Origin of the sequence: Flagellimonas olearia, assembly GCF_009184425.1 — a bacterium.
Taxonomy (GTDB): Bacteria; Bacteroidota; Bacteroidia; order Flavobacteriales; family Flavobacteriaceae; genus Flagellimonas; species Flagellimonas olearia.
Genome location: NZ_WELG01000002.1, coordinates 68,004 through 83,588, shown reverse-complemented (window position 1 = coordinate 83,588; position 15,585 = coordinate 68,004). Strand labels below are relative to the sequence as shown.

The window sequence follows — 15,585 nt, the reverse complement described above, 5'->3', positions numbered from 1 at the left end:
TTGATATGGAGCGCAGATTTTTTTTGAAATCAACGAGTTTTGGGGCTGGAGGGTTGTTAATCAGTTCCTTTATTGGTTTTATGGGCTGTGAGACAGAACCCGTGGAGCCATGGGAACCTAACTTCTTTCTAAGGATAATGCCAGATGGTACTGTGGAATTCAGTTGCCCCCAATCTGAAATAGGCCAAGGAACTTCTACCGGCCTCACCCAAATTTTGGCCGATGAACTTGGGGCGGATTGGGACAAGATCAAGATTCAATTGGCGGATGGGAGCTATGAAAAGTTTCCAGGAACCCAAGGGACAGGGGGAAGCAATGGCATCAGAAAGTTATGGGAACCCCTACGAAAAGCTGCTGCCATGGCTCGGGAAATGCTGATTCTGGCCGCATCCAAAAAATGGGATGTTCTTCCTGTTGATTGTTATGCCAAAGATGGATTTGTACATTCAACCAAGACCCAGCTAAAAATAGCATTTGAAGAATTACTCTCTTTGGTCAAAGACGAATACCCATCGGAAGACATTGCTTACAAAAAGGAATCGGACTACCAATACATTGGAAAGTCCATTTCGGGCCACAAAAATAAAAAAATCGTTACCGGGAGTTTGGAATATTCCATGGATGTGACCCTTCCCAATATGGTATATGCCCGCATTGTCCGATGTCCGGTATTTGGCGGTGTGGTGAAGCATTTCAATGCAGATGCCGTTGAAAAGATGCCCGGGGTCATTAAGATTGTCCAAATTGAGCCTATTCCTGTTTTTGAAAATGACTTTGTTGGCGGGGTGCGTTCGGGAATTGCCGTATTGGCCGATTCGTCATGGAGGGCAATCAAAGCCAGTGAGTTGCTGGAGATCACATGGGATTATGGGGCCAATGCATCTTTGGATGAAAATGCCATCTTCAAAGAGTTTGAGAAAAATGAAAAGGCTGTAAACCCCATTGATGGTGGAGCGTTCAGTGATTTTCCCAATGCACTGATAGAAGAAACCATTTCGGCAAGATATACAATTCCATACCAGGCAAACGCGTGTATGGAACCCTTGAACTCGGTCGCTTTTCATAAAGGGTATGAGGTTGAGGTTTGGGCCGGGACCCAATCCCCGCAAATGACCCGGGAAAGAATAGCTGAGCTTACAGGTCTTCCTCTTGCATCGGTCATTATCCATAATAAATTTGCAGGAGGAGGTTTCGGAAGAAGGTTTTTTACGGATTTTGTAGAGGAGGCCATAATACTGTCAGGGAAGGTAAGGAGACCGGTAAAATTGATTTGGACCAGAGAGGATACCATATCAGCATCCAAATATCATCCGTATACGGTGGAATATTGGTCTGCCCATTTGGGAAAGAACAATACCTTTTTGGGTTTTTCCAATAGGGGATATTTTACTCGGGCATCCAATTATCCATCTTACTTATATGGCAAACCCATACGATTCCATGAAAGCATACAGAATTCGGCAAAGCAACTGCTTCCAAGAGCTTCATGGAGGAGTGTCATGGCTTATCCCTGGGGTTTTGGTATGGAATCTTTTATGGATGAGGTGGCCCATAAACTTGGAAAGGACCCCCTTGCATTTCGGTTGGAATTGTTGGGGGAAGCGGATGTTTCCAGCTTAAACAGAAACCCGGAGTCGCCTTACCAACTGGATGCAAGACGGTTAAGAAAGACCCTGGAAACGGCATCCCAGAAGTCTGGATATACAAAAACTACGAAAGAGGGTCGTGCCTTTGGGGTTTCGGCCATAATGTACAACTACTCCTATTGTGCCCATATTGCTGAGGTTTCGGTAAATGAAGGCCAGTTGAAAGTCCATAAGTTCACTTCTGTTGTGGATTGCGGCAAGGTAATCAACCCCAGTCAGGTGAAATCCCAAATTGAGGGGAGCATTGTTTGGGGATTGACGGCATTGCTCAAAGGGTGTATTACTTTGAAAGAAGGCAGGGTGCAGCAGTCTAATTTCCATGACTATCCCTTGTTGAGATATAGTGAAACGCCAGAAATTGAAGTCCATTTGATAGCATCCGATCATATGCCGACAGGGGTTGGTGAGCCAGGGGTTCCTGGAGTAGCCCCAGCGGTTCTGAATGCTATTCACAATGCTACCGGAATACGGTTACGGGATGCACCGGTTTTGGAAATCCCTTCAACATTGGAAGCTCAAGGATAACAGCCCCATTATTTTAGTTCCTCCTTTTTCCCAGCAACAATCGCAACTGTGATCCCCAGCCTCCAATGAGGGTATCATCAATGTCGTCACCGTTTACATCGCCAATGGCAATGTCCCAGCTTCTGCCAAAAGTGTTTTTTGGGATGATTTCTTGGGTCTTGTCTGTAAAATTCCCGTTCCCGTCATTTTCATAGGCATGCATTTGCATAGGGGCAAAAGGAGGGATTTCTATAGCACTCATCAGAAGGTCCATGTCACCATCTTGATCAAAATCTATAGGGCTGCCGGCATAGGTTGAAAAGGTATTGGAAGGCATTTGTTCGGTTTGGTCCTTGAAATTGGCGTTCCCATCATTGATAAGAAGACGGGTTCGGGGGTCTTTTTCCCATTGTCCCCCATTATTGGTGAGATTGGCAAATACAATATCCAAATCCCCATCATTTTCGGCATCCACCAAAATAACTTTTCTAGTGTGGAGCGGAACAGAGAGCTCCAATTGGTCTGCCATTTCCTTAAATGTTCCCTTACCATCGTTTAGAAATAGTCTGTTTGGGGGGATTTCGTTGCCCACGACCATGTCCAAATCCCCATCGCCATCCAAATCGGCTAGTGCTATGCTCTGGGTACCATCATTGATTTTGGGTAACCCTTGTGCCGTATGATCTATAAAGTAACCCGGCTTGTTTTTGTTATTGAGCCAAAGGAAATTTTGTCCGGAAACTCCTGAATTGCCGATTACGATGTCGGGCAATCCATCCCCATTTACATCCCCTACCTCCAATCCATTGCCTTCACTAAAGCCAAGCATTCTATCACTGGCATTTTGGAAGGTGGCATCACCATTGCCCAAATAATATTCATGGTATTGATCATCTTCTGCCACAAAGATGATATCCATGATTCCATCATGGTTGAAATCAGCAATACGTACATGTTCCGTATCATGTGACCCACCTCCAAACACTCCTTTTTTCCAAGTGAACTTCCCCTTGCCATCATTGAGGTACAGCCGATTGATGTCTGATTCCAACGCCAGTATGGCATCCAAATCCCCATCTGCGTCCACATCCAACAAGGCAACATCCAAAGCATGGGCTTCTGGATCATGGGGAATGTGGGTTTCCGTGACATCCATAAAATAGGAGGTTTCATTGGATTGTGAACTTGCACCGGTAGAGATACCCAATAGTGCTATGAAAATGTAATGGTGTGGCTGTACGTTTTGCATGTTCTGTGTTTTAAAGTTTTGAATGCTTTTTAGCCATATCAAAAAAAGGTATTGCCGATAATTGGTCCAACTCAATTGATTTAATTCCCTTTAAACCTTACGGATTTATCGAGGTAGATATTTAAATTGTTTTCGTAAGGTGATGACTCCCTCGCTGGGAAAATCATTGGGTACTCTTTGGGTGACCTTTCCCGAAGCGGCCCATTCCGCCCCTCGAAGCAAGGTAACCTGAAACCCCGTACATTCTGTAGAATACCGAAGTTCAGGGTCGTTCCCTGCATGCCCCATGGCTGTAACAAACACACGTCCTTTTCCATATTTTACGGTCCATAGCATAGGCTCATTTCTACCTGTACCATCCAACTCGGGATCATCATAAGCGGTGGCCAGTACTTCCATATGTTGGGCGGGACCGCGGGTTCTTCCATAAAGTTCGTCCTTGAAATGTTCCCATACGGGTGGAAGGCCTTTTAAAATAGGGTGGTCTGGCTTTCTGTGGACCACGGTAAACGGATGTTGCAAGGCATGATGCCCGGCACTTCCGGGAGCATAATCGTAGACAATCCGGTCATTTTTCCAATATACATAAGGCCCGTCTTTTTCATTACGACCGTTCCATGCACCCAATCCGATCATTTTGTTGTATTCGGCCCAGTCGTCCATGGCCACAATGGAAGAGTGCATGACCACGACGCCTCCTCCTTGGGCAACGTATTCCTCGAACTTCTTTTGGGTAGGTTCGGCCCAAGTGGTTCCCCCATAATTGATCACCACCAAATCATACTGGTCAAAGTTGGGGTTGAACAAGGCAATATCCCCATCCCAATTGGGCGTGGTTTCTATATCGACCGAGAACAGACCGCTGTTCTCCAAGGTCTGTTTTAAGGCATCACTACTGCCTTTCCACCAATGGTTTCCATCTTGCCCTGTGACGATCATCGTTTTGATTGTCTTTTGTGCCTGCATCTGGGAAACACCTCCCAACAATGTAATTAGGCCAAGCAGGGCCATTTTTAGTTTTTTCATGGCTTTTGGGTTCTTAAGATGTTATAAATGGTTTTTATCATGGCTCCTTCCTCGTCGTCGGATTCATAGGACCAGTACATACCTCCCCGCAATCCCCTGTTCAATATGAATTGGCATTTTAATGCTATGGATTCTGGGGTTTCAAACGTATAGACCATCTGGCCCCGTGAGTTGACCAAATAAGAAACCTTGGCGTCTTCATCCCATTTTACCTCATATTTGGTCTGCCGCAGGAGGCTCTTGTAATCCACATCCCCGACTTTGTCCCGATCGCCTTTACCGTAGAGAGGCATACCCATGACTAGCTTGTCCAATGGTACACCAGCTTTTAAATGGGCATCCACGGCTTCCTCGGAGGTTATATTTCCGGTTCGTTTAGATCTGTAGAGGGCTGAATGGTGGTTTGGGGGCATTCCCATATCATAGGCCATGATGTTCACAAAATCGGTATAAGGCATGATGTCCCTAAAATTGATGTATTCCCCAGAGGCCACAGTGGCCAAGGTCAACAGTTTGTAGGGGCCAATGGCATCCCTAATGTCTTTCATCAACAATGTAAAGTTGGCGGTATCGTCAGGAGAGGCGGAAATTTTGGCCAAGTTGCTTGTGGGATACTCCCAGTCGATATCTATTCCATCAAGACCAAATTCCTCCACTACGCGTTGGCAGTCGGCTGCAAATCGTTCTCGATTCCCTTTATCGGCAGCCATTTCACTAAAACGTCCGCTTCCCCAGCCTCCAATGGAGAGCATTACCTTCAGGGAAGGAAATTGCTGCTTGAGGTCCACAATGGTCTGTAAACGCTCCTCGTTGTCAATGCGCACCCCATCAAAGCTATCGGTAACGTGTCCAAACGCATAGTTGATATGGGTCACATACGATGGGTCTGGCAGTCCCTCTTTCCATGAGGTCACATAAGCCACGACCACTTTTTTGTCGAATTCAATCGTATCATAAAACCACTCCACATCCAGATGGTTGCCTTCTTCATCCACAGTAAATGCATCATCCTTGAAATATTTGCGGTAGAGTTCGTATTTGCCATCCTTGTCACGGTCTTCCAATAGGATGTCCCGTTCCGTGGAAATGGTAACCGATGAGGTGTACTGCACTTCCTTGGAGTAGTGATCTAGAATTACATAGTAATTTTTAAAAAGATCGAAGTAGGGGTAATGCCCATTATGCGCACTGAACAACAGTACGTCTTCCAAGCCTGGGTCATTGTCCATCTGCACCAGTTTTGATGCATGAAGCCCAAAGCCCCTTTTTTGGATTCCCGAAGGATAGTGGTCCCAAGTTTTGGGAAGGCTTGTAGTGGCGAATTGTCCCCATCCTGAAAGAGATAGGAGCAATGCGGCGAAACAAAATAGTAGTCTCCTCATTTGTTTTGATTTTATCGATTCATTTATATGGCCTTTATGATCAACCCAAGTGATCATTACAACTTTCTTACGAAATCTTATCCTTGATACGGGATGCAGCGGCAGCATCCAACAATACCTCACAATTGGGGTGCAATTGCACCACCGAAGCGGGAATATCAATGGTTACGGGGCCCAATATGGCCTTTTCCACCATCTCGGCCTTGTGCTCTCCCTTTACGATCAGGATCAGTTTCCGGGTGTGCATAATATTTTTGATGCCCCGGGTAAGACCACCCAGTTCATGATCGGCAGATACATTGGTCTCCCTGCGCACCCGTGCTTCAAAATCAGGATCCATGGGGGAAACCCAGGTCTCACTCTCAAATGGGGTTCCTGGCTGATTGATCCCGATATGGCCGTTGGTGCCGAGCCCCAACATCTGTAGATCGGCCCCGCCCCGTTCTGCCAAACGCTCCTCAAAAAGCTTTGCTTCGGCCTCAAAATCATCGGACATGGTAGGGGGCATGATGAAATTCTCCTCTGGAATCCCTAGCGGACCTGCAATCTGGTTTTTGATCATGGTATAGCAACTACCGGCATACTCACGGGGGAGATTGGTCAATTCATCCACATTGAACAGGGTGAGCTGATCTACCGCAAAAGGGTATTTTTCATGGATTTGGGAAACTATGGCGTGCATGTTGATCGTGGTCTGTCCCGTTGAAAGCCCGATCACAGAATTGGGTTTCTCCAAGATTTGTGCTATGATCCGCCATGCTGCGGTGATGTCAAAATCCGATTCGTCCTTGGTAATGGTAATTTTCATGTATCGTTGTTATGGTTTACTCAATTCGTTTTGAAAAAAATCTTCTATGGCTTGGGCAGCTTCCAATTCGTCCTCACCCTCTATGGTCAGCATTATGGAATCACCCCCTTTTGCCCCCAACATCATCAACCCGATCATACTGTTGAGTTCAATGGGGTCCTTATCTTTTTTGATTTGTATGGTCGATTGAAATTTTCGTCCGATCTTGATCAGGTTTGCCGCTGGTCGGGCATGGATTCCATCTGGATCCGTGATGATGTATTCTTTTGAAATCATATATGTTTTTCGAGATAGTCGGTTATACTTTTTGAATGGTCCATGTTCATGACATGATTCCATATTTCTTTGGCTTTCTTGATATTGTGTTTGCGAATGATATCCTTTACCTCTGGAATGGAGGTACTGCTCATTGAAAATTCCCTCAGTTCCATTCCCATTAAAAGGAGGGTTGCCCTGGTATCAGAGGCAAGCTCACCGCAGACGCTCACCGATATGTTATGGTCATTGGCCCGCTCAATACTCTGATGAACTAGCCTCAACACGGCGGGATCAAATGGGTCGTACAGCTGTTTTATGTTTTCGTTGCCACGATCTACGGCAAGGGTATATTGGCAAAGGTCATTTGTGCCAATGCTGAAAAAATCCACTTCCTTGGCCAGTACATCCGCCATGATTGCAGCTGAAGGAACCTCAATCATGATTCCCACGGGGATGTTCGGGGCAAATGCGATGCCTTCGGAGAACAGCTCTTCCTTGACTTGGTCCAAAATTTCCTTGGCTTTCCGAAGCTCCATGACACTGGAGATCATGGGGAACATGATCTTAAGATTTCCATGTACACCGGCTCTCAGAATGGCCCGAAGTTGGGTGCTGAAGATTTCTTGTTGGTCCAAGGAAATGCGTATGGCCCGGTATCCCAAAAAGGGATTCTCCTCTTTGGGAAGGTCAAAATACCCCAAGGGTTTATCGCCACCTACGTCAAGCGTTCTTACGGTGACCGGAGTGCCTTGGGCATGGATGGCCACCGATTTATAGAATTGGTATTGCTCCTCTTCAGTTGGGAAGGATTCCTTTTCCATATACATCATCTCGGTACGCAAAAGACCTGCTCCCTTGGCCCCATATTCCAAGGCCTTCTTCATGTCTTGGTCATTGGAGATATTGGCCAATAGGGTTATACCAACCCCATCATTGGTAATGGCAGGCACCTCTTTCAACGAGTTTAGATAGGCCTTGTGTTTGATAAAATCCACCTGCTTTTGTCGGTATTCTTCCTTCACATTTTCGCTTGGGTTTACAATCACCGTTCCTTGGGTTCCATCCACGATGATATGATCTCCATGGATTACCGATTCCAATAGCTTACCACAGCCCAACACTGCGGGTACATTGTTGGATTTGGCCAAGATGGCGGTATGTGAAACCGCTCCACCGGTTTCCGTGGCAAAGCCCAAAACTTTTTCCAAATCCATGGATATGGTGTCCGAAGGGGAGAGTTCCTTGGCCAACACAATGGAATTGGGACCAAGAGGAGTTATTACTTTGTGGTTTCCCTGTAGATTTTCCGCAATACGATCTCCAATATCCCGAATATCTGCCGATCGGGCACGTAAATAGGCATCGTCCAATCCTTCAAAGAGCTGTACCATTTTGTTGGCCACCAAGGTCACCGCGTCCAGTGCATTTTTTCTTTCCTCGGTAATGTAGGTTGTGACTTCATCGTTGATCTGTGGGTCTTGTAACAATTCAATATGTGATTCCAGAATGTCAAATTCTTCCAGGTTCGATTTTGCTTTGTCCTTCAACAGCTCAAGTTGCTCCATTGACGTACGGATGGCATCCTCAAACTTTTCGAGTTCGATGGGAATCGATTGGTCGTCAATCAAAATTCCAGATAAAGTTGGTCTGGTCTTGATGATAAGATGGGCGTACCCTATGGAAATGCCTGGGGATGCGGCCACCCCCATAAATCGTTTTTCTATTTTTCCTTCTTTATCCACTTTCACAAGTCTAGATGAATATGTGGAACATGCTTCCCAAGAACCCAAGTACAAGCAGTCCCAATAACAATAGGGTGACTTTCACGTTTTTCTTCAAAAAGAAGTAGGTCAAAAAGGTCAACAACAACGGAATGATCCCCGGTGCCAATTGATCTAAGATTCCTTGCAATGCAACCGTGGAATCCCCTGTTCCTATTTCAATAGGGGTATTCACCGACATGAGCAGGGAGGGCATGGCCCCAACAACCATGAGGCCAACAATGGAAGATCCAAATGTAAGGTTGTCCATTAGCTTACTCCCTGACAGTCGTTGTAAAAAGCGGTTTCCTTGGGTATATCCAATAAAGGTAAGTTTGTACCTGAGCCAAAGGTGTGGACCATTGTATATGATGATAAACAGTACCGGACCTATAATGTTCCCTTGAAGCGCCAGAGAAGCTCCAACACCAGCAGCCACTACTTTTAAAGTGCCCCAGAACAAGGAATCGAATATTCCGGCAATAGGCCCCATAAGACCCACTTTTACGGCATTGATGGATTCCGGGTTGAAATCCTTGGTCTTTGCATTTTGCTCTTCCATGGCCGCGGCCACACCCAAGATCAATGTGGAACCATATGGACTTGTATTGAAAAACTGCAAGTGCCGTTTAAGGGCAGCCGAAATATCTTCCTTGGTCTTGTATAGCTTCTTCAGTATATGGATGATGGAAAATGCAAACCCTGTATTTTGACATGTTTCAAAATTGAAGTTGGCTTCCAGGGCAAGGGATCGATAAAAAATACCCCTCACTTCCTTTTTGGATAGGGAAGACATGGCTTCCTCACCATCTGTGGTCTGGTCCCCATCATCGGAATCAAAATTTTGTTCTGTAAACTTTGTGATGACGAGTGCTATGATGATCCCAATTCCGCCAATGGCGATCATGGGCAATTTTAGATAACTGCTCAGAATAAAGCCTAAGAAGAAATAGTGGGCCACTTTTTTGTTGAACATGACGTGCATGAGCAAAGCAAACCCCAAAGCGGGAAGCATGTTGCCGGCCACTTTCAACCCATCGTTCACCCAAAGGGGGATCATATCCAAGAACACTTTCATGGCATCCGCACCAAGAAAGAGTGCCAAAAAGACAATCAGTCCCATTAAAAGTGGTTTCAGTAGACCAGAAACAATGTGCAGTCGCTGAAATTTTTGAATGTCTCCCGCTTCAGCATACTGTTCAAATTTTTTATTGAACACGGCACGGAAAATAAAGAGTCCACTCAAGATCATTTCCGCCAAAATGGAGATAGGTACCGCCAATCCCAATGCGATGGCAGTTCCCTTGCCGGACATGATGGCAAAGGCGGTTCCCAGAACACCTCCGGTAATGACATCTGGGGGAATGGCCGCCCCAACTTTGATGTTTCCCATAAATATGAGTTCCAAAGTGGCGCCCATGATGATACCTTGGGTAACATCACCCAGAACCAGACCTACGAGAGGTCCCAGCACCAAAGGTCTACTGAGCAGGGTAGTGCCCAAAAAGTCCTCAAAATGCCCGAACACTGCTATTAAGGTTATAAGAATATTGGTTATCATCTAAAAGAAGGGTGTTACAGTAGGGTTTCGATCATTTGCTTTTTGTCCGTGGGAACTTGACGAACCTCCAATTCCACCCCTTTTTCCAGCAGGGTGTGTATAAGTGTGCTATCCTCTTCCGATATGGCCACCGATTTGGAGATCAATCGTTTTCCTTCCCCAGAACGGATACCTCCGAAATTGATTGATTTGATTTCTTTGACCCCATCTACCATGGCAAAAGCATCCATAACTGAGTTGATCAGGATGAGCACTTTCAAGGACTTGTTTTTCTCATCGTTCAAAAACTGAATGGATTCTTCAAGGGAACGGATTACCAATTTTACCCCGGCCGGTTTGGCGAGGCCCAAGGTCATTTTTTGAAAGTCGTCTTGGGCAACCTTGTCGTTGGCCACCAAAAGGCAGTCCACTCCGAGGGATGGCACCCATGTGAATGCGACCTGACCGTGCACTAGTCGATCGTCTATTCTAGTTAATTTAATCATTTTGAGTTTGTTTAGTTATCAATTTGCTCACGTAAACGATTTGCGTTTTTGCATTTTCAATGGCATCATCCAAGACCTTTTGAAGATCTTCGTTGGGGTCTGAAAGGATTACTTCGATCAATAAGGGTAGATTTACCCCTGAAACAATATGTGCATTGCTGGAATTGATCCGTTGTATGATTTGATTCGTAATACTTCCTCCCATGATGTCCGTGAACACGACCAGCTCATCACCTATTTCGATTTCCTTTAAGATGTCATCCAAATGGTCCTGTATGGGACTATTGTTTTCGGTATAGGCATCCAGGACAAAAATGTTGTCCTGTGCCCCGATGATCATATCCAAAGATGATTTTATACCGGATGCAAACTTGCCGTGTGTTGCTATCAAAAATTTTCTCATCAATCTTTTTTTAGGGCCCATTGAAGGGTGTTTTCAAAAAGTGTGGTGAACTCTTGTATTTCAAACAATCCGCCGTGGTGACCGAACAAGAAGTATACGTTTTTGGCTTTCTTGGTGGGATTGGTCCAAATGACCGGATGGTCTCCCATTGTTATGTTTGATGGTGGGTTGTAGCTATTTTCATCCACGGTGGCCAAAACCTTTGCGCCATCCCTTGGATTGCGGTCAAAGGTGTACCATTCTTCCCTAGGGAGGTTAAAGTGGTTGGGAAGCGACTTGAAAATTGGGTGATCCTTCTCCTCAATATGTACTTCTCCATCCACTCTTTTAGCGACATAATCCTTGAACCGTATACCTCCCAAAAAGTTGGAAAACCAGCCCCACATTTCATAACCGTCGAACTCGCCCAAGAGTGCTGCATGGTGGAATCCTATCCATGCGCCCTTGCCATTGTCTATATAATCTTCAAAGGCGGCCTTTGATTCATCCGACCAGCGATAAGGTGGGAAATTCAACTGAAGGAACAAATCATACCGTTCCAAAAAGTCGGTGGAAATGGAATCGGTTTCCGTAATAAGGTCATATTCCAGGTGGTTCGCAGCGCTATAGCCATCCAACCATTCCAAAGCAGCGGCCACAAAGCTTTCATGGATTTCACCCCGCTCGGCAATTACGATCATTCGTTTTTTGGTTTGGGAGTATGTTGAGGTGGTCATCACCAAGCCCAACAAAGCGGTAAACAGTATAGAAATCGTTTTCATTTGATTGATCTTTTTAAGTTGTCATATCGGGAAACAAACCCTTTTTTATTTTGATTCCAAGGCGGTCAACGCTTGTAAAAACCATGCGGTATGGGGAATCCATTGCTCGCTCCATCGCCATTCATTGCCAGAATCCTCATATCTGAAATCAATTCCGCTGCCATCCGGTTTTTCCTTGAAACCGGTAATCCCGTTGGAAATGCCCCCAATACCCGACCCATGCCCATACATGGAGGCCATATAGGGTACATTAACCTGCCCATAACCGTACATCATGCACACCTGATAGGGATTGGTGCCTAAAATCCAGTTTAGATAGGCACTGATGGATTGCTCCAATTCTGCGCTCACTCCCAAATGGGTGGTTGCTGGGTATACCAATCGCCCTCCTTTCAACAATGCAGTGGCCAACGAACCGATCCTGGCATTTTCGCCTTGCCACCACCAACCACTCTCGTTTTCATGCGGGATAAAGAAACCTTTCATGATAGTGCCTTCATATTTGAAGGTCTGTCTGGGATACTGGAACGGATTGGCGGTCTCTGCCGAAATCTGTAGTTGATAATCAATGAATTTTTTAAGGGTACTTAGGGTCTGGCTTCTCAACTCGCTGTCTTTTTCGGCATCCAAATATCGGATCAAGGCTATCAAGGGAAGTCCGGCATCGGAAGCATGCCAAAAGGGTCTTGTCTTTGCATCATCACTCCAGAAGAAGCCTTCCTCGGACTGTCTTTGGACAAGCTTTTCCGCTCTGGCCCTGGCATCTTTTTGGTATTTTGATTTTCCTGTGGCCAACCATAGTTCGGTACTGGCCATTAAGGCAGAATAGTCATCCAAGATGTTTTCGGTATGGTCATCAATGTATTTGGTGCTGTTTTCCAGCAAATGTGCATAAGCCTTCTCGGCCGCTTTCAGATATTCGCTGGGCCTGTACTTACTTTTCCATTTCCATGTGGAGATACGGGCCAATGCGGCCACACCCATGCCTCCTCCTTCGCGAAATCCACTTTGATAATCCGATGTGGTTTTACTATCGGCTAACAATCCCACAACACGTCTTTCCTTGGGGTCTTTTTTGAAGTACGAGAAGAGGGTCATGTAAAAATAGCCTTCGGGGGATAGCGATTTCATGATGTAATCTGCCCCGTAGAACGTTTCTTGGATGAGCGAGTCCTTGATTCCAGTGGCCTCCAAAAGATTTGGAATGGCCTCCACGGTTTCCATCATGGACCAATCCACCAATGGGGTCTGTTGCGGATTCATGTAGTTGGTATACGCCAAATGCGAAAAGTATTTGCTCACATCCCCTGAAGCATCGCACCAGCCGCCGCGAAGGTCAACAGTGTTTTCGCTGCCAAAAAGTTTTACGTTGGCGTCCCCCATGAGCTCTTCTTCGGAATCTGCCCTTTGTCCATAAAAAAATTTGGTGATGGCAGGGATCAAGCTTTTCGAGATTAGTTGGCTATTGATTTCAAAATCAAAAGATTGTAGCGTATGGTCTTCAAGCGTTATCTCAATATTGTAAAAGCCCGGAGTATTGAATTGGGAGAAATTGATGGTGGTATACCAATCATCCGACCAATCCATGACCTGTTCCGATTTTCCAATGGAACCGGTAAATACTTTTTCTCCTGTTCTGGCATCGATCAAAGCGAAAGCTGTTCCAGAAGTAATGGTTTTTTTGCTTTTAAGGACTGCCTCTTTCGGAAGATTGCTGTCATAACCCACCTGATTGACCAGAATAGTGGCTTGGCTTTCCAGAAAGCTATCCATCTGCCTTTCTTCCTTTCCATATTGGTCGGCCGCCCAGTTGATAGCATTTCCCACCAAGGTCCTATAGTTTGGATTGTCGCACGAACTGGTATGGTGGCCAATGCTTATGTATACCGCTTTGTCATAACTTGGATTGGTCCAAACCACGGGGTGATATCCCATAGGTTTTCTGGGTTCGTATGTGCTTTCGTCCGCTATGGCAAGGATGTTAACGGGTGGGGACGGAAGCCGGTCAAACTCATACCACTCATCACGCAGGGTAAAACTGGCGGATAGCCCCTTGGTAATTGGGTGTTCTGAATTCACAATTCGAACCAAACCGTCTTGGAGCGGAGGATGGGGGGAATAGATTACGCCACCCAAGAGATTTTCATACCATTTCCAATATTCTTTTCCCTTTTGGTCAAATTGGGTGCCTGTGAGTCCGGCAGCATGGATTCCGATCCAGCCCTTGCCTTTCTCCATAAACTGCTGAATGGTATATTGTTGGGCAGCGGAAAGATCAAAAGGAGCTACATGCAGTTGAAGGAACACATCGTATTGGGCCAGGTTCAATGGATTGATCTCTGAGGTATCCCGCGTAAAATGTAGTTCAAAATTATTTTTGTTGGCCAGTTGGGCAAACATGCTTTCCGATTTGTCCGCCATGGGCGAGTGGTATTGGTCCACGGCCCCGATGACAAACACCTTGGTTTTTTTGGTGTCATGGTCTTGAGCATGCAAGGTTCCATGGCTGACTACGATCCAGACCCATAGAACAGAGATAAAAAACTGGCGACTTTTCATGGTTTGATCAATTGGTGGGTTTAGTATGAGATACCATCCTGCAATGCGGTTTCGTATTTCTCAACATCTATTTTATATAGGTTTGGGGGCTTGTTGGCCCCTCCTTTTCTCTTCTCGGGAAGCTTGATGAGAAATTCATAGCGCATCAACAATTTGTGGAAATTCCGCCTGTCAAATTCCCGGTCAAGGATGGTTTCATAGAGGTTTTGCATGTCGCGTAGCGTAAACTTTTCCGGTAAAAGCTTGGCGATGGGCAAATAGCGCAAATCTTTTCTTAGGGCCACAAGGGCCATATCCACAAAATCGTTGTGGTCGAACAAAAGGTTTGGAATTTCAGAAATGGCACACCATTGATATTCTTTAAAAGGGGGGGCTATTTTTTCAAAATCAACCAAAGCATAGTAGCCTATTGAAATGGTGCTCTGATAGGAAAGGCTCTCGGTCGCCTCTTTTTTAGAGGATTCCAATACCGCTTTGGTCTGCTCTTTTGAATAGTGTTTGTAGCGATCTACGGCGCCAAAGGTTTGAAACTGCTGTAGAAAAACATTTCCAATACCCGTTGTTTCCTCCAGTACCCTTGATGCGGCCATGCCGAGGGACTCTTTTCGCGAAACCGCACCTCTAGGCAAACTCCAATATTCTGAATCATCGACTTTTAGTAACAAGACTTTGAGGTCTGTTGCATGAAAACCGAAAATGACACAATCCACTGAGACTTCTGGAATATTGATGTTTATATCTGACATTTTTCTTGGTTGGTGAAAACAAATATAACAGTTAGTGTAAATTTTACGCACTAATTAGCGTATTTTTTACGCATTAATATTTTTGAAGAGTTTTGGGTTGTGTAATATGGGTGGCATAAAACCCAGTATTTAGGGATTTTTATGTGAATTAAAAATTGATTTCTGACTTCATCCTTGTCTGAATCGCAGGAGAATTATGGGAAAGTAGGTTGGAAAACGAAAGGATAGGGCAAAAAAAAACGGATTGCAACTGCAATCCGTTTAAATTTCTAGTAGCGGGGACTGGACTCGAACCAGCGACCTTCGGGTTATGAGCCCGACGAGCTACCTACTGCTCTACCCCGCGATGTGGACGGCAAATATACAACCGTTTTTCGGTTATTTCCAAACAAAACCCAATATTCCTAAATCATTTGGGGCTATACTGCTGAAAATCC

General features: G+C 45.4%; 13 protein-coding genes and 1 tRNA gene. 1 reads left to right on the top strand and 13 read right to left on the bottom strand.

The genetic code is table 11. From position 1 onward, the window contains the following. Window positions 1-5 precede the first annotated feature (5 nt). Window positions 6-2,171: a xanthine dehydrogenase family protein molybdopterin-binding subunit gene (locus F8C76_RS09750; protein ID WP_152131570.1), complete on the top strand. Its 2,166-nt coding sequence runs from the start codon at window positions 6-8 to the stop codon at window positions 2,169-2,171. Between the two features lie 13 nt (window positions 2,172-2,184). On the opposite strand, the gene F8C76_RS09745 is transcribed toward F8C76_RS09750, so the two are convergent. From F8C76_RS09745 to F8C76_RS09685, 13 genes are all read right to left on the bottom strand, one after another. Next, complete coding sequence (locus F8C76_RS09745) at window positions 2,185-3,399, bottom strand: FG-GAP repeat domain-containing protein (RefSeq protein WP_152131569.1); 1,215 nt, start codon at window positions 3,397-3,399, stop codon at window positions 2,185-2,187. Between the two features lie 105 nt (window positions 3,400-3,504). Beyond that, complete coding sequence (locus tag F8C76_RS09740; protein WP_152131568.1) at window positions 3,505-4,425, bottom strand: ThuA domain-containing protein; 921 nt, start codon at window positions 4,423-4,425, stop codon at window positions 3,505-3,507. Then, complete coding sequence (locus F8C76_RS09735; protein ID WP_211372146.1) at window positions 4,422-5,807, bottom strand: glycoside hydrolase family 18 protein; 1,386 nt, start codon at window positions 5,805-5,807, stop codon at window positions 4,422-4,424. Before F8C76_RS09735 ends, F8C76_RS09740 begins: the two co-directional genes overlap by 4 nt. A gap of 67 nt (window positions 5,808-5,874) precedes the next feature. After that, on the bottom strand, window positions 5,875-6,615 hold the full coding sequence (locus tag F8C76_RS09730; RefSeq protein WP_152131567.1) for a 6-phosphogluconolactonase: 741 nt from the start codon (window positions 6,613-6,615) through the stop codon (window positions 5,875-5,877). Window positions 6,616-6,624: 9 nt separating this feature from the next. Beyond that, window positions 6,625-6,891, bottom strand: coding sequence for an HPr family phosphocarrier protein (locus F8C76_RS09725; RefSeq protein ID WP_170284017.1), 267 nt, complete (start codon window positions 6,889-6,891; stop codon window positions 6,625-6,627). Beyond that, complete coding sequence (gene ptsP / locus F8C76_RS09720) at window positions 6,888-8,615, bottom strand: phosphoenolpyruvate--protein phosphotransferase (RefSeq protein ID WP_211372145.1); 1,728 nt, start codon at window positions 8,613-8,615, stop codon at window positions 6,888-6,890. Before ptsP ends, F8C76_RS09725 begins: the two co-directional genes overlap by 4 nt. Window positions 8,616-8,625: 10 nt before the next feature. Continuing rightward, window positions 8,626-10,194 (bottom strand): PTS system mannose/fructose/sorbose family transporter subunit IID, encoded by a 1,569-nt coding sequence (locus F8C76_RS09715; protein WP_152131565.1) that lies wholly within the window; start codon window positions 10,192-10,194, stop codon window positions 8,626-8,628. Window positions 10,195-10,208: 14 nt separating this feature from the next. Then, a complete protein-coding gene (locus F8C76_RS09710; RefSeq protein ID WP_129653438.1) occupies window positions 10,209-10,679 on the bottom strand; it encodes a PTS sugar transporter subunit IIB in 471 nt (156 codons plus the stop codon). Continuing rightward, window positions 10,672-11,082, bottom strand: a complete 411-nt coding sequence (locus F8C76_RS09705; protein WP_170284016.1) for a PTS sugar transporter subunit IIA — start codon at window positions 11,080-11,082, stop codon at window positions 10,672-10,674. The genes F8C76_RS09710 and F8C76_RS09705 overlap by 8 nt, the downstream gene beginning before the upstream one ends. After that, window positions 11,082-11,843, bottom strand: coding sequence for a ThuA domain-containing protein (locus F8C76_RS09700; RefSeq protein ID WP_211372144.1), 762 nt, complete (start codon window positions 11,841-11,843; stop codon window positions 11,082-11,084). The genes F8C76_RS09705 and F8C76_RS09700 overlap by 1 nt, the downstream gene beginning before the upstream one ends. Window positions 11,844-11,888: 45 nt before the next feature. Then, window positions 11,889-14,402: a ThuA domain-containing protein gene (locus F8C76_RS09695; RefSeq protein WP_152131563.1), complete on the bottom strand. Its 2,514-nt coding sequence runs from the start codon at window positions 14,400-14,402 to the stop codon at window positions 11,889-11,891. A 20-nt stretch (window positions 14,403-14,422) separates the two neighbouring features. Beyond that, complete coding sequence (locus tag F8C76_RS09690) at window positions 14,423-15,148, bottom strand: NUDIX hydrolase (RefSeq protein ID WP_152131562.1); 726 nt, start codon at window positions 15,146-15,148, stop codon at window positions 14,423-14,425. Between the two features lie 273 nt (window positions 15,149-15,421). After that, window positions 15,422-15,494 (bottom strand) — tRNA-Met (locus F8C76_RS09685). Between the last annotated feature and the right edge of the window lie 91 nt (window positions 15,495-15,585).

Excerpts from the sequence above, each read along its gene's own strand:
- F8C76_RS09750 (WP_152131570.1), top strand. The coding sequence starts at position 6 with ATGGAGCGCAGATTTTTTTTGAAATCAACGAGTTTTGGGGCTGGAGGG.
- F8C76_RS09745 (WP_152131569.1), bottom strand. The coding sequence starts at position 3,399 with ATGCAAAACGTACAGCCACACCATTACATTTTCATAGCACTATTGGGT.
- F8C76_RS09740 (WP_152131568.1), bottom strand. The coding sequence starts at position 4,425 with ATGAAAAAACTAAAAATGGCCCTGCTTGGCCTAATTACATTGTTGGGA.
- F8C76_RS09735 (WP_211372146.1), bottom strand. The coding sequence starts at position 5,807 with ATGAGGAGACTACTATTTTGTTTCGCCGCATTGCTCCTATCTCTTTCA.
- F8C76_RS09730 (WP_152131567.1), bottom strand. The coding sequence starts at position 6,615 with ATGAAAATTACCATTACCAAGGACGAATCGGATTTTGACATCACCGCA.
- F8C76_RS09725 (WP_170284017.1), bottom strand. The coding sequence starts at position 6,891 with ATGATTTCAAAAGAATACATCATCACGGATCCAGATGGAATCCATGCC.
- F8C76_RS09715 (WP_152131565.1), bottom strand. The coding sequence starts at position 10,194 with ATGATAACCAATATTCTTATAACCTTAATAGCAGTGTTCGGGCATTTT.
- F8C76_RS09710 (WP_129653438.1), bottom strand. The coding sequence starts at position 10,679 with ATGATTAAATTAACTAGAATAGACGATCGACTAGTGCACGGTCAGGTC.
- F8C76_RS09705 (WP_170284016.1), bottom strand. The coding sequence starts at position 11,082 with ATGAGAAAATTTTTGATAGCAACACACGGCAAGTTTGCATCCGGTATA.
- F8C76_RS09700 (WP_211372144.1), bottom strand. The coding sequence starts at position 11,843 with ATGAAAACGATTTCTATACTGTTTACCGCTTTGTTGGGCTTGGTGATG.
- F8C76_RS09695 (WP_152131563.1), bottom strand. The coding sequence starts at position 14,402 with ATGAAAAGTCGCCAGTTTTTTATCTCTGTTCTATGGGTCTGGATCGTA.
- F8C76_RS09690 (WP_152131562.1), bottom strand. The coding sequence starts at position 15,148 with ATGTCAGATATAAACATCAATATTCCAGAAGTCTCAGTGGATTGTGTC.